The organism is Vibrio sp. MMH1-50 (assembly GCF_022347645.1).
Lineage (GTDB): Bacteria > Pseudomonadota > Gammaproteobacteria > Enterobacterales > Vibrionaceae > Vibrio > Vibrio harveyi.
Genome location: NZ_JAKRGG010000027.1, coordinates 19,142 through 38,990, shown reverse-complemented (window position 1 = coordinate 38,990; position 19,849 = coordinate 19,142). Strand labels below are relative to the sequence as shown.

General features: G+C 45.0%; 20 protein-coding genes. 16 read left to right on the top strand and 4 right to left on the bottom strand.

Annotated elements, in window-relative coordinates:
- The first annotated feature begins 8 nt into the window (after nucleotides 1-8).
- From MHO32_RS17920 to MHO32_RS17855, 14 genes are all read left to right on the top strand, one after another.
- A complete protein-coding gene (locus tag MHO32_RS17920) occupies nucleotides 9-788 on the top strand; it encodes a ParA family protein (protein WP_005448395.1) in 780 nt (259 codons plus the stop codon).
- Nucleotides 778-1,899: a chemotaxis protein CheW gene (locus MHO32_RS17915; protein WP_239213283.1), complete on the top strand. Its 1,122-nt coding sequence runs from the start codon at nucleotides 778-780 to the stop codon at nucleotides 1,897-1,899. Before MHO32_RS17920 ends, MHO32_RS17915 begins: the two co-directional genes overlap by 11 nt.
- A 36-nt stretch (nucleotides 1,900-1,935) precedes the next feature.
- A complete protein-coding gene (locus MHO32_RS17910) occupies nucleotides 1,936-2,430 on the top strand; it encodes a chemotaxis protein CheW (protein WP_005438733.1) in 495 nt (164 codons plus the stop codon).
- A gap of 14 nt (nucleotides 2,431-2,444) precedes the next feature.
- A complete protein-coding gene (locus MHO32_RS17905) occupies nucleotides 2,445-2,936 on the top strand; it encodes a DUF2802 domain-containing protein (protein ID WP_005447967.1) in 492 nt (163 codons plus the stop codon).
- 199 nt (nucleotides 2,937-3,135) lie between these two features.
- The gene (ccmA, locus tag MHO32_RS17900; RefSeq protein WP_005447968.1) at nucleotides 3,136-3,753 is read left to right on the top strand and encodes a cytochrome c biogenesis heme-transporting ATPase CcmA; all 618 of its coding nucleotides are present in this window, start codon (nucleotides 3,136-3,138) and stop codon (nucleotides 3,751-3,753) included.
- 1 nt (nucleotide 3,754) lies between these two features.
- Entirely contained in the window at nucleotides 3,755-4,423 is a 669-nt protein-coding gene (gene ccmB / locus MHO32_RS17895; protein ID WP_005447970.1) for a heme exporter protein CcmB, read from the top strand.
- Between the two features lie 109 nt (nucleotides 4,424-4,532).
- Nucleotides 4,533-5,276 carry a heme ABC transporter permease gene (locus tag MHO32_RS17890; protein ID WP_005447972.1) on the top strand — a complete coding sequence of 248 codons (744 nt, stop codon included), beginning with the start codon at nucleotides 4,533-4,535 and terminating at the stop codon, nucleotides 5,274-5,276.
- Between the two features lie 11 nt (nucleotides 5,277-5,287).
- A complete protein-coding gene (gene ccmD, locus MHO32_RS17885; protein WP_005447974.1) occupies nucleotides 5,288-5,494 on the top strand; it encodes a heme exporter protein CcmD in 207 nt (68 codons plus the stop codon).
- Nucleotides 5,491-5,976 carry a cytochrome c maturation protein CcmE gene (gene ccmE / locus MHO32_RS17880; RefSeq protein WP_005447975.1) on the top strand — a complete coding sequence of 162 codons (486 nt, stop codon included), beginning with the start codon at nucleotides 5,491-5,493 and terminating at the stop codon, nucleotides 5,974-5,976. The genes ccmD and ccmE overlap by 4 nt, the downstream gene beginning before the upstream one ends.
- Nucleotides 5,973-7,958, top strand: coding sequence for a heme lyase CcmF/NrfE family subunit (locus tag MHO32_RS17875; RefSeq protein ID WP_005447977.1), 1,986 nt, complete (start codon nucleotides 5,973-5,975; stop codon nucleotides 7,956-7,958). Before ccmE ends, MHO32_RS17875 begins: the two co-directional genes overlap by 4 nt.
- Complete coding sequence (locus tag MHO32_RS17870) at nucleotides 7,959-8,513, top strand: DsbE family thiol:disulfide interchange protein (protein ID WP_005447979.1); 555 nt, start codon at nucleotides 7,959-7,961, stop codon at nucleotides 8,511-8,513. It begins immediately after the preceding gene.
- A complete protein-coding gene (locus MHO32_RS17865) occupies nucleotides 8,510-8,995 on the top strand; it encodes a cytochrome c-type biogenesis protein (protein WP_005447981.1) in 486 nt (161 codons plus the stop codon). The genes MHO32_RS17870 and MHO32_RS17865 overlap by 4 nt, the downstream gene beginning before the upstream one ends.
- On the top strand, nucleotides 8,995-10,212 hold the full coding sequence (gene ccmI, locus MHO32_RS17860) for a c-type cytochrome biogenesis protein CcmI (RefSeq protein WP_239213281.1): 1,218 nt from the start codon (nucleotides 8,995-8,997) through the stop codon (nucleotides 10,210-10,212). Before MHO32_RS17865 ends, ccmI begins: the two co-directional genes overlap by 1 nt.
- A gap of 198 nt (nucleotides 10,213-10,410) precedes the next feature.
- On the top strand, nucleotides 10,411-11,190 hold the full coding sequence (locus MHO32_RS17855) for an MlaA family lipoprotein (protein WP_239213295.1): 780 nt from the start codon (nucleotides 10,411-10,413) through the stop codon (nucleotides 11,188-11,190).
- Between the two features lie 90 nt (nucleotides 11,191-11,280).
- Here the strand turns inward: MHO32_RS17855 and MHO32_RS17850 are convergent, their stop codons facing one another.
- The 4 genes from MHO32_RS17850 to MHO32_RS17835 all read right to left on the bottom strand — a co-directional run bounded on the left by MHO32_RS17850 (nucleotide 11,281) and on the right by MHO32_RS17835 (nucleotide 15,776).
- Nucleotides 11,281-12,588 carry an outer membrane protein transport protein gene (locus tag MHO32_RS17850; RefSeq protein WP_005447992.1) on the bottom strand — a complete coding sequence of 436 codons (1,308 nt, stop codon included), beginning with the start codon at nucleotides 12,586-12,588 and terminating at the stop codon, nucleotides 11,281-11,283.
- Between the two features lie 309 nt (nucleotides 12,589-12,897).
- The gene (locus tag MHO32_RS17845) at nucleotides 12,898-14,178 is read right to left on the bottom strand and encodes an outer membrane protein transport protein (RefSeq protein ID WP_199450424.1); all 1,281 of its coding nucleotides are present in this window, start codon (nucleotides 14,176-14,178) and stop codon (nucleotides 12,898-12,900) included.
- 298 nt (nucleotides 14,179-14,476) lie between these two features.
- Entirely contained in the window at nucleotides 14,477-15,208 is a 732-nt protein-coding gene (locus tag MHO32_RS17840) for a DUF3379 domain-containing protein (RefSeq protein WP_005447994.1), read from the bottom strand.
- Entirely contained in the window at nucleotides 15,201-15,776 is a 576-nt protein-coding gene (locus MHO32_RS17835) for a sigma-70 family RNA polymerase sigma factor (RefSeq protein WP_026000239.1), read from the bottom strand. The genes MHO32_RS17840 and MHO32_RS17835 overlap by 8 nt, the downstream gene beginning before the upstream one ends.
- Before the next feature lie 631 nt (nucleotides 15,777-16,407).
- Here MHO32_RS17835 and fadI point away from each other — a divergent pair.
- Entirely contained in the window at nucleotides 16,408-17,715 is a 1,308-nt protein-coding gene (fadI, locus tag MHO32_RS17830; RefSeq protein WP_005433092.1) for an acetyl-CoA C-acyltransferase FadI, read from the top strand.
- Nucleotides 17,715-19,829, top strand: coding sequence for a fatty acid oxidation complex subunit alpha FadJ (gene fadJ / locus MHO32_RS17825; RefSeq protein WP_029790285.1), 2,115 nt, complete (start codon nucleotides 17,715-17,717; stop codon nucleotides 19,827-19,829). Before fadI ends, fadJ begins: the two co-directional genes overlap by 1 nt.
- Nucleotides 19,830-19,849: the final 20 nt, after the last annotated feature.

Sequence of the window (19,849 nt, the reverse complement as noted above, 5' to 3'; positions counted from 1 at the left end):
GAAAGATCATGATCGTTTGGAGTGTTGCTAACCAAAAAGGTGGGGTAGGGAAAACGACATCAACTGTGACGTTGGCTGGGCTATTGAGCCAAAAAGGTCATCGTGTATTGATGGTTGATACAGACCCTCATGCGTCACTGACGACTTACCTTGGTTATGATCCGGATGCAGTAACGTCGAGCTTGTTTGATTTGTTCCAATTGAAGACGTTTTCACGTGAGACAGTAAAGCCGTTAATCGTCGAGACTGAACTTGAAGGAATGGACATCATCCCGGCACATATGTCACTTGCAACGCTTGACCGTGTGATGGGAAACCGCAGCGGCATGGGCTTGATCTTAAAACGAGCGCTTCAAGCCGTAGCAGAAGATTATGACTATGTGTTGATCGACTGCCCGCCAATTCTTGGCGTAATGATGGTCAATGCGCTAGCCGCGAGTGATCGTATCCTGATCCCTGTTCAAACTGAGTTCTTAGCGATGAAAGGTCTTGAGCGTATGATGCGCACTTTGACCATTATGCAGAAGTCTCGTCCAGGTGGCTTTAAAGTGACGATCGTACCAACCATGTACGATAAGCGCACAAGAGCTTCGTTGCAGACACTGACTCAGCTTAAGAAAGATTATCCGAATCAGGTATGGACTTCTGCGGTGCCGATTGACACGAAATTCCGTGATGCAAGCTTAAAGCATTTACCAGCATCACACTTTGCTTCTGGTAGTCGTGGTGTGTTTGCTTACAAGCAACTGCTGATTTACTTGGAGAGGTTGGCGTTCGATGAGCAATAACGACGTACTTTCCAGTGAACAGGCGCTTGATGATTACTTCAGCGCATTACTTGGCGAAGAGGTCGAGGTCATTGAGCAAGAGGAAGAGCTTGACTTACTCGCTCAAGAACTATCATCTGCAGAGCCAGAGCCAGAGCCAGAGCCAGAGCCAGAGCCAGAGCCAGAGCCAGAGCCAGAGCCAGAGCCAGAGCCAGAGCCAGAGCCAGAGCCAAAATTACAAATACAATACGCGGAACCAGAGTCGTACCAATACAGCGATACTTACTCACCTGAGTTAGAAGCGCCTAATTTGGAAGACGTTCAACGATTGTTAAGCCAGCTGGAATCCACCAATGTAGTGGCTGAGTTGGATATCGATGACATTTTGGATCAAAACACGATTGATATCGCAGCCGAAGCTAAATCAATCGAACCAGAAATTGAAATCGAAGCTGCGGCAGTTGCCGTGGATGAAATTCAAGAGTGGGATATCGAAGAAGAATTGATTCCTGCTGTTGAGACCGAGCAGCCAGAACCAGTTTGGACTCAACCTGAAACTGAAGCGTTTGAGCCTGAAGTTGACGTTGAAGCCGATGTGGAAGTCGAACAGCACATTGAGACAGAAGCCGAACTGGAAACGGAAACAGGCTCACTGTTGCCAAACACTTGGGAAAGCACGCAACGTAGCGAAGATTTTCAGGTGCTGTACTTTGATGTTAATGGTGTGACGTTTGCCGTTCCACTTGATGAGCTCGGTGGTATCCATCAAATTACGGAACTGAACCATTTGATTGGTCGTCCTGCATGGTACCTAGGTTTGCAAACCAGTCGTGAGCAACAATTTGATGTTGTCGACACTGCGAGGTGGGTGATGGCTGATAAGCTTCATGACGAAGAGTACAAAGATAACTACCAATACGTCGTTATGCTTGGTGAAAGCATGTGGGGGTTGGCAAGTAACCAATTAATGGGTACTGAGACACTCAATATCGACAAAGTCCGTTGGCGTGAACAAGCAGGTAAGCGCCCTTGGCTAGCGGGCATGGTGAAAGAAAAAATGTGTGCTTTAATTCATGTCCAAGCACTTATAGACATGCTAAACGCTGGTTTAGATGTAAAATCACTGAATTAGATTTTTGGTCGGGAACGACAATTACGAGGATTAACTATGTCTCAAGCTTTTGAAGTAGAAGTGAAGAAAGATACATCGAACGACGAAGTTCTTCAGTGGGTGACGTTCCAACTAGAAGAAGAAACGTACGGCATTAATGTAATGCAAGTTCGCGAAGTTCTTCGCTACACAGAAATCGCTCCGGTTCCAGGTGCGCCAGATTACGTACTGGGTATTATCAACCTACGTGGTAATGTCGTAACGGTTATCGATACACGTTCACGTTTTGGTTTGATGGAAGGTGAAGTTACTGACAACACTCGCATCATCGTGATTGAGTCTGAGCGTCAAGTTATCGGTATCTTAGTAGATAGCGTCGCTGAAGTTGTTTACCTACGTTCTTCTGAGATCGACACTACGCCTTCTGTAGGTACGGACGAAAGCGCGAAATTCATCCAGGGTGTAAGCAACCGTGATGGCAAGCTACTTATTCTTGTTGATCTGAACAAGCTGCTAACTGATGACGAATGGGATGAGATGGCTCACCTATAATTGGCTGATGAATCATGGCTGACGAAACCTTCCTATCTTTACCGCTCTTAGTGGGCGGTCTAGCATTTGCCTTCTTGATTTTGCTTTTGTTGCAAATTCGCGTTCGTGCGGGTCTGCAAAAGCAAATGGACCAGCAGCGTGCGCAAGCACGTCACGCAGAAAAAGAAGTGCAAAAGCTAAACAAGCAATTGTTGGAAGTGCGTTCAGTGGTCGTTGGTTTAGGTCAAAAGGTCACTGAGCAACAAGATGTGATTCAACATCTTAATGAGCGCATTCGTGAACTTGAGCACGCAGATACCGATGGTCGTTTGTACAGCCGTGCTTCTAAAATGGTTCAACTTGGCGCTGACATCAATGAGTTGATTGAAGAGTGTGAATTGCCAAAAGCAGAAGCAGAATTGATGCTTTCTCTGCAGAAAAAACTGGCAGGTCAAGAGAAGATCCCTCCACTTAGCGGTCAACCATCAGATGATCCGACATACCCACCTCGTGGACGACGTCGATAAAGAATGAAAAAAGAAGCTTCGGCTTCTTTTTTTATTTTTAAAATAAAAACTTATAATCACTTATGGTTATTTTTATTAAAATGTGACTATAAGTTAACAAAAACTCACGAACTTACATACATCATCGCTTTCTTATCCTGTTTTGTCACAACTAAGCTGTGCTAATATAGCGACTCGTTCATTTTTTAGTTGAAGCCCTATGTTAGAAGTCTCTAACCTAACTGCGATCCGTGATGACAGGGTCCTGTTTGAAAACCTGCAATTCGAAATTAAACCTGGAGAGTTGGTCCAGATTGAAGGACGTAACGGTACAGGCAAAACCACATTGCTGCGTATTGTGACAGGGTTAGGGGACAGAGAAGAAGGCATCATCAAATGGAAAGGCGAAGAGGTTGAAAAGTCTCGTGATGTTTTCCATCAGGACCTTTTGTTCCTAGGGCATCAAACTGGCGTTAAACGCGAACTTACTGCGTTTGAAAACCTGCGCTTTTACCAATCTATCCATAATAATCGTTCCTCAGATGAAGAAATCTTTGCTGCTTTAACCCAAGTGGGTCTTGCAGGCAGAGAAGATGTGCCTGTAGCACAACTTTCTGCAGGACAGCAGCGTCGCGTTGCATTGGCAAGACTGTGGCTAAGTAATCAAATTTTATGGATTTTGGACGAACCGTTAACTGCAATCGATAAGCAAGGTGTGAAGGTGCTTGAATCGTTGTTTGCAAATCATGCAGACAATGGTGGCATTGTGATTTTAACGACACACCAAGATATGTTTGCAGACAGCCCGAAACTTAGAAAAATAAAACTGGGTGACTAATATGATTTCGGCAATGTCGACCATTATCCGCCGCGAGCTTTTGATTGCATTTCGCCGTCAAGCAGACATCTTGAACCCTTTGTGGTTTTTCATCATTGTTATCACACTTTTCCCTCTTAGCATCGGTCCAGAGCCTAATTTGTTAGCACGTATTGCAGCAGGCATTGTTTGGGTTGCTGCGTTGCTATCCGCCTTATTATCATTAGAACGTCTATTCCGTGATGATTATCAAGATGGTGCGCTTGAGCAAATGATGCTAATGCCGATCCCACTGCAACTTGTTGTGATTTCCAAGGTCATAGCTCACTGGTTGTTAACGGGATTGCCTCTGATCTTAATCAGTCCATTGTTGGCGATTCTATTATCTCTTGATTTTAATACTTGGCTGTCTGTTGTACTGACATTGGTCATCGGTACACCGACGTTGAGTTTTATCGGTGCTATTGGTGTAGCACTGACTGTTGGGTTACAAAAAGGCGGCGTTCTTTTAAGTTTGCTAATTCTCCCGCTTTACATCCCAATTCTAATTTTCGCTACGTCCGCGATTGATGCCGCAGCACTGGGTATGGCGTATAACGGGCAATTAGCGATTTTAGGCGCAATGTTGATGGGGGCTGTCACTCTCACACCATTCGCCATCAGCGCAGCATTGAGAGTTAGTGTTAACTAACTCAGTAAAGTGCGCGTTTAGCGACGTTTGATCAAAGAATTATTATTAAAGCACTGCTACGGTCTCGACCCTCTGGACAGTGTCCCTGAAGTAAGAGTGAGAACTTAACATGTGGAAATGGCTACATCCTTATGCCAAGCCAGAAGCAGCTTATCACCTGAGCGGTAAGTTTCTTCCTTGGTTTTCTGTATTGGCCCTCGTATGCCTATCGGTTGGTACCGTCTGGGGGCTCGCATTTGCACCTTCGGATTACCAGCAAGGCGATAGTTTCCGAATCATTTACATCCACGTACCTTCGGCTATTTGGTCTATGGGCGTGTACATGTCGATGGCTATAGCTGCATTTATCGGCTTGGTTTGGCAAGTACGTCTATCTGACATGGCAGCACTGGCCATGGCGCCTATTGGTGCGGTATTCACCTTTATTGCTCTGTTAACGGGTGCCGTTTGGGGTAAACCTATGTGGGGCACTTGGTGGGTATGGGATGCTCGTCTAACCTCTGAACTTATTCTTCTATTCTTATACCTTGGTGTTATTGCACTTTACCACGCGTTTGACGATCAAAAGACAGCGGCAAAAGCGGCGGGTATTTTGGCAATCGTTGGTGTGGTCAACCTACCGATTATCCACTTCTCTGTTGAGTGGTGGAATACGCTTCACCAAGGCGCGACAATCACCAAATTTGAAAAACCATCCATCTCATCCAATATGCTTTGGCCGTTGCTGCTAAACATTTTTGGTTTTGCGTTCTTCTTTGGCGCGGTAACGATGGTGCGCTTCCGTAACGAAATTATCAGCAAAGAGAGTCATCGCCCTTGGGTGCAAAAACTCGCGGCTGAAAAAACTCAGTGAGGTAATTGAATATGCATTTTGAATCTCTGAGCGAACTCTTTGCCATGGGTGGCTACGCAGGTTACGTATGGAGCGCGTTTGGTATTACTTTCTTATCTATGATCATTCTTTTAATTTCGAGTATCCGCCGTGGGGATGCGTTGTTAAAAGAAGTGAAAGCGAAAATTGATCGTCAAGCGCGAGTCGACGCGGCGAAGAATATGGAGAACACGTTATGAACCCGAGACGTAAAAAGAGGCTAGGCATCGTTCTGGCGATCTTTATCGGTATTAGTGCAACCATCGGTTTGATGCTTTATGCGTTGAACCAAAATATGGATCTATTCTACACGCCGACGGAATTGGTAAATGGTAAACCTGACGGTACTAAACCAGAAGTTGGTCAGCGTTTGCGTATCGGCGGCATGGTGGTTGTAGGCTCAGTTCGCCGTGACCCAGAGTCACTAAAAGTGAGCTTTGATCTGCACGACGTGGGCCCTAAAGTGACGATCGTGTACGAAGGTATTCTTCCTGATTTGTTCCGCGAAGGTCAGGGTATTGTTGCTCAAGGTGTTCTTGAAGACGCAACAACCGTAAAAGCTTTTGAAGTGTTGGCAAAACACGATGAAGAGTACATGCCACCTGAAATTGCAGAAGCAATGAAGAAGACTCACGAGCCTCTGCAGTACACATCAGAACAGAAACAAGGAAGCGGCCAATGATTGCTGAAATCGGTCACTTTGCCCTCATACTTTCGCTAGCAATGGCATTGTTGCTAAGCATATTGCCGTTATGGGGCGCATCAAATAACAACACTATGCTGATGAACACAGCACGACCACTTTCATGGTCGATGTTCGTCATGCTGTTTTTCTCATTTGCGATTTTATGTTGGGGATTCTACACCAACGACTTTACGCTCCAATACGTTGCAAGTAACTCAAATAGCCAACTGCCTTGGTACTACCGCTTAACGGCTGTTTGGGGCGCGCACGAAGGCTCACTACTGCTTTGGGTACTTATCCAAGCTGCGTGGACAGTCGCGGTCGCTACTTTCAGTCGTGGTATGCCACAAGAATCCGTTGCGCGTGTACTTGCTGTTATGGGCATGATCTCAGTGGGCTTCCTACTATTTATCATCCTGACTTCGAACCCGTTCCTGCGCACTTTGCCGTTCTTCCCGGTAGATGGTCGTGACTTGAACCCGCTTCTTCAAGACCCAGGTTTGATTGTTCACCCACCTATGCTTTACATGGGGTACGTAGGCTTCTCGGTTGCCTTCTCGTTCGCGATTGCGTCTTTGATGACTGGTCGTCTTGATACGGCTTGGGCTCGTTGGTCTCGTCCTTGGACAACCGCTGCTTGGGTATTCCTAACACTAGGTATCGCACTAGGTTCTTGGTGGGCATATTACGAACTTGGCTGGGGTGGCTGGTGGTTCTGGGATCCAGTAGAAAACGCATCATTCATGCCTTGGCTAGCGGGTACAGCACTGATGCACTCTCTAGCGGTAACCGAAAAACGCGGTACATTTAAAGCGTGGACGGTACTTCTTGCTATCTCTGCATTCTCTTTGAGTTTGTTAGGTACCTTCTTAGTGCGTTCCGGTATTTTGGTATCGGTACATGCGTTCGCGTCTGATCCATCACGCGGTATGTTTATCCTAGGTTTCCTAGTCTTTGTTATCGGCGGCTCACTCCTGCTATTCGCAGTGAAAGGGGCAGCGGTTCGCGTACGTGGTAATTTCGATTTGGTGTCGCGTGAGAACGCGCTGCTTGCTAACAACGTGCTTCTGATTGCTGCGCTAGTCGTAGTATTGGTTGGTACCTTGTTACCATTGGTTCACAAACAAATTGGTCTTGGTTCAGTATCTATCGGTGCACCATTCTTCGACATGCTGTTTGCGTGGTTGATGATGCCGTTCGCCTTCCTACTAGGTATTGGTCCTATGATTCGTTGGAAGCGCGACAATCTATCTAAGCTTATTAAGCCAATGATTGTTTCTGGTGTGCTTGCTTTCGCACTAGGTGCTGTGTGTGTATTCCTGTTCGCCGATTTCTTCTCAGCGATGGCTTACATCGGTTGGGTAATGGCAATCTGGATCATTGCAATGCATGGCTTTGAACTGTACGAGCGTGCTACTCACCGTCACAGCTTCGGCGAAGGTGTTCGTAAACTTCAACGTAGCCACTGGGCAATGATGCTTGGTCACATTGGTCTAGCCGTTACTGTGATTGGTATTGCGATGGTGCAAAACTACAGTATCGAACGTGACGTGCGTTTGGCTCCGGGTGAGCACTTCAAGATTTACGGTTATGATTTCTACTTCTCAGGTCTACGTGACAAAGATGGTCCAAACTACGATGGTTACATCGCGGACTTTGAAATCACGAATGATGGTAAGTATGTGAACACGTTGCACGCTGAAAAACGTTTCTACCGTACAGCGAAGTCGATGATGACTGAAGCGGCAATCGACCGCGGTATCACTCGCGACCTATATATTGCGATGGGTGAACGTCTAGAAGATAACCGTTCTTGGGCGGTTCGTATTTACTACAAACCATTCGTTCGTTGGATCTGGGCTGGTTCATTGATCATGTCTTTGGGTGGTGCGCTTGCTATCTCTGATAGACGTTACCGCTTCCGCAAAACGGCTAAGAAAGGCGATAAGTCAAAGCTAGCGGAGCAGGAGGCAAAATAAATGAATAAGAAAGTCTTATTTATCCCGTTGGTAGCTTTCATGGTATTGGCGGGTATCTTCGCAACTCAGTTGGTTCGAAACCAAGAGGGTGACGATCCAACAAAACTTGAGTCAGTACTGGTTGGTAAGCCAGTACCTGAGTTCCATCTAGAGGATTTAGCTGAACCTGGTAAACAGTACGATCAGTCGATCTTTAAAGGCGAACCACTGTTGCTTAACGTTTGGGCGACTTGGTGTCCGACTTGTTACGCTGAACATAAGTACCTCAATGAGCTTGCAGGGAAAGGTGTGAAGATCATCGGCATGAACTACAAAGATGATCGCAATAAAGCGGTAGGTTGGCTGAACGATTTGGGTAACCCATACCTGATCAGCTTGTTTGATGGTAGTGGCATGCTAGGTCTAGACCTTGGTGTGTACGGTGCACCAGAGACATTTATCATCGATGCAAACGGTGTGATCCGTTACCGTCATGTTGGTGATGTAAACCCTCGCAACTGGGCGGAAACGTTGGAGCCGCTGTACACCAAGTTGGTTGAGGAGGCGAAGCAATGAGAAAGTTTTTCTTAGCGGCTTTTGCTGCGATGACATTTTCTCTTGCTGCTCATGCAGCGATTGAAGTGTATGAGTTTGACAATCTAGAACAAGAACAGCAGTTCAAAGAGCTTGGTCATACTCTTCGTTGTCCTAAATGTCAGAACAACACCATCTCTGATTCGAATGCAGAATTGGCTCAAGACTTACGCCATAAGGTGTACGAAATGACCAAAGAAGGTAAGTCGAAAGATGAGATCGTGGACTACATGATTGCTCGTTACGGCAACTTCGTAACGTACAATCCTCCGTTTACTTTTGCTACTGCAATTCTGTGGCTAGGCCCACTAGCAGTGGTATTAGGTGGCTTTGGTTTAATCGTGCTGCGTAGCCGAAAATCAAAAGCAAAAGCAGTTCAAGCAAGTAACGAACAATGGGACGAAGAAAAAGAAGCGCGTCTCAAATCATTGCTTGATGAAGAGAACAACGGAGATAAGAAGTAATGACACTATTTTGGGTTTCTACCGTTGTTCTTACGCTGATAGCTTGTGTCTTAGTTGCACTGCCGCTGCTTAAGCAAAAAGCCAACAACGATGAAGTGTTACGTGATGAGCTTAACAAAGCGTTCTATAAAGACCGCCTATCTGAGCTTGCTGAAGAAACAGACGAAGGTCTAGTCGAGAGCCAAGATGATTTGATTTCTGATCTGAAGCAATCTCTTCTGGACGATATCCCTGGTGATAAAAAGCAAAAGGAAACACATGTTTCTCCGATTGCTGTTTTGATCCCATCAGTGATTTTGACAGTGGTATTGAGCTACGGTCTTTACTACAAGTTTGGCGCATCTCAAGACGTTGTGAAGTGGCAGGAAGTAAACGATAACCTTCCTGAACTTTCTAAAAAGCTAATGTCTGCAGCATCTGAGCCACTCAGTGATGATGAAATGGCTGATCTCTCTTTGGCTCTGCGCACACGCCTGCATTACCAACCTGAAGACTCAACCGGTTGGTTGCTATTAGGTCGTATTGCTTTGGCGAACCGAGATGTGACGACTTCCATTGATGCAATGGAAAAAGCGTACAAGCTAGAACCAAAAGATCCAGATGTTCAACTTGGTTACGCACAAGCTCTGATGCTTTCCCAAGACGAGATGGATCAAGCTACGGCTCGTTCTCTGCTTGGTAAACTGATGCAACAAGATTACGTTGACCTACGTGTCTTCTCTCTACTTGCGTTTGATGCATTTGAGCGCCAAGATTTCCCAGCCGCGATTAAGTATTGGGGTATCATGCAACAAATGATCGGTCCTGAAGATAGCCGCTATGAAATGCTAGGTCGCAGTATCGAAAGTGCACGTAAGCAAATGGGTGAAGCGGTTTCTCCAGACAAGAGTGTGGCAGTGACTATTAACGTAGCTCCAGAAGCTCAACTTGATCCAAATGCGGTATTGATTGTGTCAGTACATCGCGCAGATGGTTCTCCGATGCCTGTCGCGGCAGCTCGCTACCCATTAGGTATATTCCCTCGTACAGTTGTACTAGATGATGGTAATGCGATGATGGACGGTCAGAAGCTATCTTCTCTAGATAAGTTGATGGTTCGCGTTCGTGTTGACTCGGATGGTAACGTTGCAACTCGTGACCAAGATTGGCATGGTGAAAGCCAAGTCGTTGATTTTGGTCAGCCAGTAGAAGTGATGATCGATAAACAGTATCAATAATTCATGAACGTCTCTAATAATTGACACTTAAGGATTGTTAGGACGGTTTTGTGGTATGACTACCAACTATCGAGTAGAATAATAAAGGCCAGCACATGCTGGCCTTTACTTATATACCCAAATGACTTTTTCCAAAGTACTAAACGTACGTAAAACACAGGTCATTTAGGGGTATTAATCGTCGTTATGGAACGTAGAATGTATAACAAGGGTAAATCCATCTTCTTGTTGCTGTTCGCTGTTGGACTGGTTGGCTGTTCAACTGCACCCGAGGAAGCGGTAACAGAAGAAAACGAAACTAATCAAACAACTTCTGATGTTTATGACCCATTGGAAAGTTTCAACCGCACAATGTGGGAACTGAACTACGATTATCTTGACCCGTATTTAGTTCGCCCAGTGTCTCTTGCGTATGTTGATTACACGCCTGTGCCAATTCGCTCTGGTATTGCTAACTTCCTAGCTAACTTAGACGAACCTGCGAGTGTGGTGAATAACCTAGTTATGGGAAATGGCACTAAAGCCGTTGATCACTTTAACCGCTTCTGGATTAATTCGACATTCGGTATCTTAGGTCTGTTTGACGTTGCAACGGCTGCTGGTATCACCAAGTACGACAACAAAGAGTTTAGTAGTGTGGTTGGTCACTATGGTGTAGGTAACGGTCCATATTTTATGGTACCGGGCTACGGTCCATATACATTGCGTGAAGTGACAGACACTGTGGATGGTATGTACTTGCCACTTTCATACCTAAACTTCTGGGCAGGCTTAGGTAAATGGGCGCTGGAAGGTATGGAAAAACGTGCTCTGTTAGTACCACAAGAAGCACAGCTTGAAGCATCGCCTGATCCATATGTATTAACTCGTGACGTTTACATTCAACGTCAAAACTTTAAAGCAGAAATCAGTACGATTGATGAAGTAGATGCGGAAGAAGAAGCGTACTTAGATGAGTATTTAGAAGAAGACTTTTAATCGCTTTATACAGAAAAACAAAAAGGCTTGGTGAAAACCAAGCCTTTCTTTTTATCGGTAACTTTCTTTTATCGATAAATAGCGTTCAGATTAGAACTTGTAGTTCGCTTGAACACCGATTAGCCATACGTTACCTGTTGTTTCACCGACAAATTTACCACCAACATCTTCCGCTTTGTCGTCAGACTCGTAACCGCGAGACTCGGTGATCGGTGCATCTTTTGCGATAATGTAAGTAAAGCCAGCATCTAAGCTGAAGTTTTTAGTCCAATCGTAAGTTGCACCAATGCTTAACCATGTGCGGTCGGTTTCTGGAATAGTGATAGTACGGTTCTTGTCACTCACAGCAGAAGTGTCGTACGCAATACCTGTACGAAGTGCTAGTTTTGGCTGAAGCTGGTAAGTTGCACCAACAGCGAAGCGGTAGTTATCTTCCCAGTTTTCAACTTTAACCATTTGGGTGCCAGCAGTCTCCATATGAGCTTCAAGCTTTTCAAAAGAGCTCCAATCGGTCCAGTTGATGCTTGCATGCAATGCCAATTGGTCAGTTAGTTGGTGGAAACTTGCTAATTCCGCTGTCGCAGGCAAACTTAGGTTCATGTAGCCGTTATCACGAGATTTTAGACCAAAGCCTAGACCTTCTGCGTAACCTTCTAGTTTTAGATCAACTTCTGACTTGTAGGTGAAACCAATACGGTTATCTTGGTTAATCTGCCAAGCTGTACCAACTTGCCAACCCCATGCGGTATCGTCACCTTCCATGTATTTTAGTGTTGTGCCCTGAGGTACGCTTATAGGACCTAATGTCGGGTGTACAGCCACGACATTGTTTTTTGGAGCTGTCGCACCAAAGCTACCTTCACCCATGATGTAACGAATACCACCACCAATGCTTAAAGCATCATTTAGTTTGTATGCAGCGTTTAGGTTTGCTTCCATCGTGGTTACGCTTGCTTCGTTACCAAAATGAGACGCACCAAAGTCTTTACCTAGATCTGTTTCCATACCGTAGTTGGTACCGAACGCTAGGCCAAGCGCGAATTTCTCGTTGTATTGGTGAGAAAGGTAGAAGTTTGGAATGATCGCATCGTGAGCGAAGTCGTCTGAAGATGCAGGGATATCCTTACCATAGAAATTTACATTGCCTTCTACATCAATGTTTGGGTTTACATAGATAGCACCAACAGACACTTGTGTGCCTTCTAGGTAAGTTAGCATAGCTGGGTTACGCCATTGTGCACTTGCGTTATCAGCCATTGCCGCTTCACCAGCGTATGCACGACCTAGACCAGTCGCAGAGTATTCTGCAAGTTGGAAACCTGCTGCGTTTGCAACGCCTGAAGTACTAAGTAGACCGAATGCCACTGCTGTTGATAGGAGAGTCTTGTTGGTTTTCATTGTAATGTTCGCTGAGTTATTTATAACGTGGGGCGAAAGTTTACGTCTAGAGTTATTACTTTAAAAATGAAAAGCCAATAAAACAGTGTTTTCAGGTAAATTATCTATATATTTTAATCTATGCAGAATATCTAACTAACTGTAATGGCGGTGTGAAAAAAACTCAGCGAACACTTGTGAGTCATAATTGTGAGTTTTGATTACACGTGTGCGCCCAAATTGGGTGAATGTAAAACGATAGATAAGAAAAAAGGCTGGAATTCCAGCCTTTTATATAGAGAGTGTTTATATTAGCTTGCTACGTGATGCTTAGAAGCTGCGGCTGTATTGTAAGCCGAATAGGATAGCATCTGCATGCGTTGTCGCTGACAATGATGAAATGTTTTCTGGTCCAGTTAAAGGGTTGCCCGGTACATGTGCTGGGTTTGGTGTTGACTCATTAACTTTCACATCTTTACCCATCAAGTAAGTAAAGCCGAAGTCGACGTTAGACTTGCTATCGATATGGTATGTGAAACCTGCAGAGAACCATTGACGGTCTGAGTCAGGTACTGATACTGAAGTTAGTGAATCTTGAGCACTTGTGTCGTACATGTAACCAGTACGAAGTGTCCAGCTATTGTTTAGGTAGTAAGTACCACCGATTGAGTAGTGCCAGCCATCTTGCCATGCATACTGCTTGTCGTAGCTTGAGCCAAGTGGAGAACCTTTAAGGTTGCGGAACTCAATTTGGTCAAAGTCGCTCCAACCAATGTATTGGATAGAGTAGTGAACTGCAAACTTAGTGTCGGTGATTTTGTGGAAACCTGAGAACTCAGCCATATCTGGTAGAGGCAATGTGATCTTCTGACCTTTGTCGTCTTCTGCTTCCATTTCTGGGCTGTAGCGGTAAGACAAACCAAAACGGTTGTTCTCATCTAATTCATACACAGTGCCTAGGTTGAAGCCTACAGCCCAACCATCAGCTTTATCTACGTCTACAAGTGTACCAAGCATGCCATGTTCACGCTTCATCGTACCTTCACCATAGATTAGGTCCAGACCAGCACCAAAGCTCCATTGATCGTTTAGGCGGTAAGAACCCGCAACGCCGAAGTTTGCACTTTTAACGTCGGTAAGACCGCCGTATTCTTTTGCAACAAAACTATCACCGAATTCTGTTTTAGTACCAAAGTTAGAGTATGCGTTTACACCCCATGCAAACTTGTCGTTAACTGGCACGATAAGGTGGATATTTGGTGCAATAGAAGTATCGCCAGCATCGTCATAGTTTGAAGCGGTTGGTGGAACTAACCCTTGTGTAGCTTGACATGCGGTCCCACAGTATTTCGCATCTTTTACTTCAATCATTGAAGTAATGCTTTCAAAGCCTACTGACAGTTCCATTTTGTCAAATAGAGCCATTGCCGCAGGGTTGCGAGCCATTACAGAAGCGTTATCTGCAATTACCGCATCACCGGCGAATGCACGACCGATACCAGTCGCTGATTGTGCGTTTAGCTGGAAACCAGCCGCCATTGCTTGACCAGATGCCATTGCAACCGTCACTGCTAGGAGAGTCTTTTTAAACAGACGCGTATTCTGAGTCATTTTTTATTCCTTATTAGTTTCGTCTCTTTGGACGATAAGTTGAGCTTTTGCTCAGTGGCGCAGATAGTAGTATTAAGAGTGGACCATACAAATCCGACCATTGGATAAATTTGAATAAAAATTGCAGAAATGATGTCTAAATGTCGGGAAATTGCATCTAAAGTGCATAATTTAGAGTTTTGACTCTAAACTCAATAGTTAGCGTGAATGCTTTTTGTATTATTCATAAAAAAAAAGCCGCTAAATTTCGAAATTTAGCGGCTTTTTAGTAGCTAGTAGTGTCGTTTCGCTGAAGTTATTACATCGGCTCCATCATTGGAGCAAGTTTTGCTGCAATCGCATCGATGTCTTCACCGCTGTTACCAACAAGAATCATGCTGGCTTTACCCACAGGCTTCACAACACCGCTCATACCATCTTTATCAAAATCGACTTTCTGGTCGCTCTTCACGTCAGTAACAAACATGGTTACTTTGCCTTCTTTACCTTGAAAAACCATATGAAGGGCGTTTGACTCACCAAAGCCGCAATGGTTTAAGTAGTAAACATGGTACGGAAAGCTACCGTTAAGTTGATAATGGAACGGCATCATTTTCGCGTTTACTTGCTTGCTTGAAACATCCTCATCGAGGTTGCGTACAAATGACTCTTCCGCCACCACGTGTTTCATTGCGGTATCTGCTAGGCTCGCTTGAGCTGGAGAGACAATAACGTTCCCCCAGTTGATTTGACCTACCAATAAACCAGCAGTAAAAGCAACCGATGCAGCCAACGCCATTGCTTTGCGAGCAAAGTTCGGTCTAACCACATTATCGTTATCAAGCGCATTCGACGTTTGATTAAACAGAATTTTGTCGGCTAGATCTTCAGGCACATCCACATTCATGGCTTGCTTGATTTTAAGGTCGAGATCCAAAACGTCATCAACAAACTTACTGTTAGCGTCGTTCTCAGCTAAAGCTTGAAGAATCTCTTCATCCTTCTGTTTTGGATCCGACAAAATACGACGACGAAATTCTAAATCATCCATTTTTTTGTCCTCTCTGAGTATCTTGAGAATCCAACATCTCTTTTAATTGATTACGGGCGCGGAAAAGGCGCGTCATTACAGTGTTCTTGTTTAGATCAAGAATGCTGCCGATTTCTTCTCCACTGAAACCACCAACAACTTGAAGAAACAAAGGCTCACGGTATTCGACGTCAAGCTTCATTATCTGAGCTTGTAGCCATTCCTGCTGATGATGTGGGTCATCGCTAACTTTAGCATCATTGCCGTAGTCATCGATATCAACCAAATCAAATTGTTTACGCTCGAAGCGGCGCGCGTTTTCTCGTCTCAATATAGTAATAAGCCAAGATTTTGCTGCCTTTTCATCTTGAAGACTATCCAGTGACTTCCATGCGCGCAAACAGGTTTCTTGAACCAAATCTTCTGCAATCGCCTTGTCTTTGCATAACCAGTAAGCGTAGCGATACAAGTCTCTGTGATAGCCCCGAACAAGAGCTTCGTATTTTCTTTGTCTGTCCATATCAGAGTTGACCGGACTGTTGGAATTTTTCTTTCCAAACATTTTAAATATTGCCACAGGAGCCTCCATCTTGCTCTGTGAGGTCATATATACCGATTGTATTTATGAACGATCCGACTACATCGAGATGTAGTGTCGCAGCAGCACAATATACTTCTTCAATGATCAAGCACTTATTTGAAGTGATGATAAATTATTCTATATAGTTTTAATAAGCGTTTTCATGCAACTATTTTAGAGTGATCAAGACTCTTTCGTACTTTGATACGTTCAGAAACTATAAAATCACCATAAAATTGATCTATTTCAAAATCTGATGCAGTGAAGGGGCTATAGTACATCTTGTCATCTAGTTAGTCATTGACGACTAACATGTTGAGCAAGATGACACTTCCTTTTGAAGGCTGACTTTACTTTCTCCTAATCAGGAAACTGATTAATTTTACAATTGGCGTATGTTAATTGTTTTATAGATATTCCGACCACACAGTTTTGTGTGGTTTTTTTTTGCTTCAATTTTACCTTCCGCACACTTCTCTTCATTTTAACTCACTATAGTTAATCATTCTTAATCGCCTAAGAATCAATGAACTAGAGCAATAGATCTACTCGCTTCACGTTTATTTAAACGCATGTTTGATAAATTTAACAAACTGATTACAATGCATCAGGTCAGACCTCTTGTATTTAAGGAGAAACAATGGGCAAGCAGGAAGTGAAAACACGCCACGGTGAACGTGTTGCTATTGTCGCAGGGCTACGAACCCCCTTTGCTCGTCAAAGCACTGAGTTCAGCCAGGTGCCAGCGGTCGATTTAGGCAAAATGGTAGTGAGCGAAATGCTTGCTCGCACAGACATCGATCCGAAACTCATCGAACAAGTGGTATTTGGACAAGTAGTTCAAATGCCAGAAGCGCCAAACATTGCTCGTGAAATTGTGCTTGGCACAGGAATGCACATCCATACTGATGCCTACAGCGTTACTCGCGCGTGCGCGACTAGCTTCCAAGCTGCAGTTAACGTTGCTGAGAGCATTATGGCGGGCAGCATTGATGTTGGTATCGCGGGTGGTGCGGACTCTTCATCGGTTTTACCAATTGGTGTTTCTAAGAAACTTGCCGCGAACTTGCTTGCGCTAAGTAAAACCAAAACGCTGGGTCAAAAGCTCAACATTCTCAAAAAACTCAGCTTTAAAGATTTAATGCCAGTACCGCCTGCGGTAGCTGAGTACTCGACTGGGCTTTCAATGGGTCAAACTGCTGAGCAAATGGCGAAGTCACACGGCATTACTCGTGCAGAACAAGACGCTTTGGCGCACCGTTCTCACTCTCTAGCTTCGCAAGCTTGGAAAGACGGCAAAATCCAAGACGAAGTGATGACGGCTTTCCCAGAACCTTACAAAAAGTGGATCTCTGAAGATAACAACATTCGTCATGATTCGACATTAGAAGGCTACGCAAAACTGCGTCCGGCTTTCGACCGTCAATACGGCAGCGTAACAGCGGCGAACAGTACACCATTAACCGATGGTGGTGCGGCGGTGATGCTAATGCGTGAAGGCAAAGCGAAAGAGCTTGGTATGGAAATACTTGGCTACATTCGCGGTTATGCATTCTCAGCCATTGGTGTGGAAATGGACATGCTAATGGGACCAACATACGCGACAGCAAAAGTGTTGGAGAACACAGGTCTAGAACTTTCAGACCTAACGCTTATCGATATGCACGAAGCCTTTGCTGCTCAAGCATTGGCGAACGTGAAGATGTTTGCTTCTGATAAATTTGCCCAAGAAAACCTAGGTCGCTCGAAAGCGATAGGTGAGATCGACATGGATAAGTTCAACGTCCTTGGCGGTTCAATTGCCTATGGTCACCCATTTGCCGCAACTGGCGCACGTATGATGACGCAAACGCTGCGTGAGCTTAAACGTCGTGGCGGTGGTCTTGCGTTGAATACCGCATGTGCCGCAGGTGGCCTTGGTGCAGCAATGATTTTGGAGGTTGAGTAATGAGCGAGCAAAAAGCATTTAGTCTAAAGATTGATGAGCAGAACATTGCTTGGCTAGCCATCGATGTGCCAAATGAGAAAATGAACACGCTGCAAGCGGCGTTTGCAGATGAGATGAAAGAGATCTTCGCTCAATTAAAAGACACCAGCGGCGTGAAAGGGGTGATCATTCATTCCCTAAAACCAGATAACTTTGTTGCCGGTGCCGATGTTCGTATGCTTGAAGCGTGCACAACGGCGAGTGAAGCTGAAGCATTAGCTAAGCAGGGGCAAGAGTTATTCCAGCAACTGTCTGATCTGCCTTATCCAGTTGTTGCTGCGATTCACGGTCCATGTTTAGGCGGTGGTTTAGAGCTTGCGTTAGCGTGTGACTACCGTGTGTGTACCGATTCCGATAAAACACGTCTTGGTTTGCCTGAAGTGCAACTTGGTTTGTTGCCTGGTTCTGGTGGTACTCAGCGCCTTCCTCGTCTGATTGGTCTGTTGCCTTCGTTAGACCTCATCCTTACAGGTAAACAACTGCGTGCCAAGAAAGCGAAAAAACTTGGCGTTGTTGATGCGTGTGTACCAGAGACGATTCTTCTTGATGTAGCTAAGCAGCTTATCGAAAAAGGGAAGAACAAAGGTAAGAAGAAGCAATCGACAAAAGAGAAGTTGATGTCGGGCAGTGGTTTAGGTCGTAAGTTTGTGTTTGAGCAAGCCGCGAAGAAAACCAATGAGAAGACCCGCGGTAACTATCCAGCAACGGTTGCGATTCTCGAAGTCATTCAGCACGGTCTTGAAAAAGGCTTTGCTCAAGGTCAAGAGCTTGAAGCGAAGCGCTTTGGCGAATTGGTGATGAGCTCGGAATCGAAAGCACTGCGCTCTATTTTCTTTGCTACCACTGAAATGAAGAAAGAAAACGGTGCGGAAGCCGAGCCAGCAGCTGTCAACAGAGTTGGCGTGTTGGGTGGTGGTCTAATGGGGGCAGGCATCAGCCATGTATCTGTTGCGAAGGCGAAAGTGCCAGTACGTATTAAAGACGTCAGCAATGATGGCGTGCTTAACGCGTTGAACTACAACTATAAGTTGTTCGAAAAGCAGCGTAAGCGCCGTATTATCTCTAAAGCGGGCCTGCAATCGAAAATGCTGCAACTGTCTGGAGGCGTTGATTTCACAAGCTTCAATCATATTGATGTGGTTATTGAAGCGGTGTTTGAAGATCTTGACCTTAAACAGACGATGGTTGCGGATATTGAAGCGAATGCAAAACCAGAGACCATCTTTGCGACCAACACGTCTTCGTTACCAATTCACAAAATTGCAGAAAAAGCAGAGCGTCCAGAAAACATCGTCGGTCTGCACTACTTCAGTCCGGTAGAAAAAATGCCACTGGTGGAAGTGATTCCTCATGAAACTACGTCAGAAGAGACCATTTCTACGGTTGTTGCACTTGCTAAGAAACAGGGCAAGACACCAATCGTCGTGAAAGATAAAGCGGGCTTCTATGTAAACCGCATTCTTGCGCCTTACATGAACGAAGCTGCGCACATCTTGCTGGCAAATGAGCCAATCGAACAACTTGATGGTGCGCTGCTTGATTTTGGTTTCCCAGTTGGTCCTATCACATTGTTGGATGAAGTCGGTGTTGATATCGGTGCTAAGATCATGCCGATCTTGGTTAACGAATTAGGCGAACGATTTAAAGGTCCAGACGTATTCGACACACTACTGAATGACGGTCGAAAAGGTCGTAAGAGTGGGAAAGGCTTCTACACCTACAAAGGTAAGAAGAAAGAAGTCGATAAGTCCGTGTACAAGCTATTGAACCTGACGCCAGAATCTAAGCTGAGCGACAACGACATTGCATTGCGTTGTGTACTGCCAATGCTAAACGAAGCGGTTCGCTGTTTAGACGACGGTATTATCCGTTCTCCACGCGATGGTGATATCGGCGCGATCTTTGGTATTGGTTTCCCACCATTCTTAGGTGGTCCATTCCGTTACATGGATCAATTCGGTTTGAAAGAACTGGTTGAGAAAATGAACGAGTTTGCATCGAAATACGGTGATCGTTACGCGCCATGTGATGGCTTACTCACTCGTGCGGGTGAAGGTCGTAACTTCTACGATTAATGGCTAGCGCCAAAAATAGA

Coding starts and splice junctions, on each gene's coding strand:
- MHO32_RS17840 (WP_005447994.1), bottom strand. CDS start 15,208: ATGGATGATTTAGAATTTCGTCGTCGTATTTTGTCGGATCCAAAACAG.
- ccmE (WP_005447975.1), top strand. CDS start 5,491: ATGAACCCGAGACGTAAAAAGAGGCTAGGCATCGTTCTGGCGATCTTT.
- MHO32_RS17920 (WP_005448395.1), top strand. CDS start 9: ATGATCGTTTGGAGTGTTGCTAACCAAAAAGGTGGGGTAGGGAAAACG.
- MHO32_RS17850 (WP_005447992.1), bottom strand. CDS start 12,588: ATGAAAACCAACAAGACTCTCCTATCAACAGCAGTGGCATTCGGTCTA.
- fadJ (WP_029790285.1), top strand. CDS start 17,715: ATGAGCGAGCAAAAAGCATTTAGTCTAAAGATTGATGAGCAGAACATT.
- ccmA (WP_005447968.1), top strand. CDS start 3,136: ATGTTAGAAGTCTCTAACCTAACTGCGATCCGTGATGACAGGGTCCTG.
- MHO32_RS17865 (WP_005447981.1), top strand. CDS start 8,510: ATGAGAAAGTTTTTCTTAGCGGCTTTTGCTGCGATGACATTTTCTCTT.
- MHO32_RS17835 (WP_026000239.1), bottom strand. CDS start 15,776: ATGGAGGCTCCTGTGGCAATATTTAAAATGTTTGGAAAGAAAAATTCC.
- MHO32_RS17855 (WP_239213295.1), top strand. CDS start 10,411: ATGTATAACAAGGGTAAATCCATCTTCTTGTTGCTGTTCGCTGTTGGA.
- MHO32_RS17910 (WP_005438733.1), top strand. CDS start 1,936: ATGTCTCAAGCTTTTGAAGTAGAAGTGAAGAAAGATACATCGAACGAC.
- MHO32_RS17845 (WP_199450424.1), bottom strand. CDS start 14,178: ATGACTCAGAATACGCGTCTGTTTAAAAAGACTCTCCTAGCAGTGACG.
- MHO32_RS17915 (WP_239213283.1), top strand. CDS start 778: ATGAGCAATAACGACGTACTTTCCAGTGAACAGGCGCTTGATGATTAC.
- ccmB (WP_005447970.1), top strand. CDS start 3,755: ATGATTTCGGCAATGTCGACCATTATCCGCCGCGAGCTTTTGATTGCA.
- fadI (WP_005433092.1), top strand. CDS start 16,408: ATGGGCAAGCAGGAAGTGAAAACACGCCACGGTGAACGTGTTGCTATT.
- MHO32_RS17905 (WP_005447967.1), top strand. CDS start 2,445: ATGGCTGACGAAACCTTCCTATCTTTACCGCTCTTAGTGGGCGGTCTA.
- ccmD (WP_005447974.1), top strand. CDS start 5,288: ATGCATTTTGAATCTCTGAGCGAACTCTTTGCCATGGGTGGCTACGCA.
- MHO32_RS17870 (WP_005447979.1), top strand. CDS start 7,959: ATGAATAAGAAAGTCTTATTTATCCCGTTGGTAGCTTTCATGGTATTG.
- ccmI (WP_239213281.1), top strand. CDS start 8,995: ATGACACTATTTTGGGTTTCTACCGTTGTTCTTACGCTGATAGCTTGT.
- MHO32_RS17890 (WP_005447972.1), top strand. CDS start 4,533: ATGTGGAAATGGCTACATCCTTATGCCAAGCCAGAAGCAGCTTATCAC.
- MHO32_RS17875 (WP_005447977.1), top strand. CDS start 5,973: ATGATTGCTGAAATCGGTCACTTTGCCCTCATACTTTCGCTAGCAATG.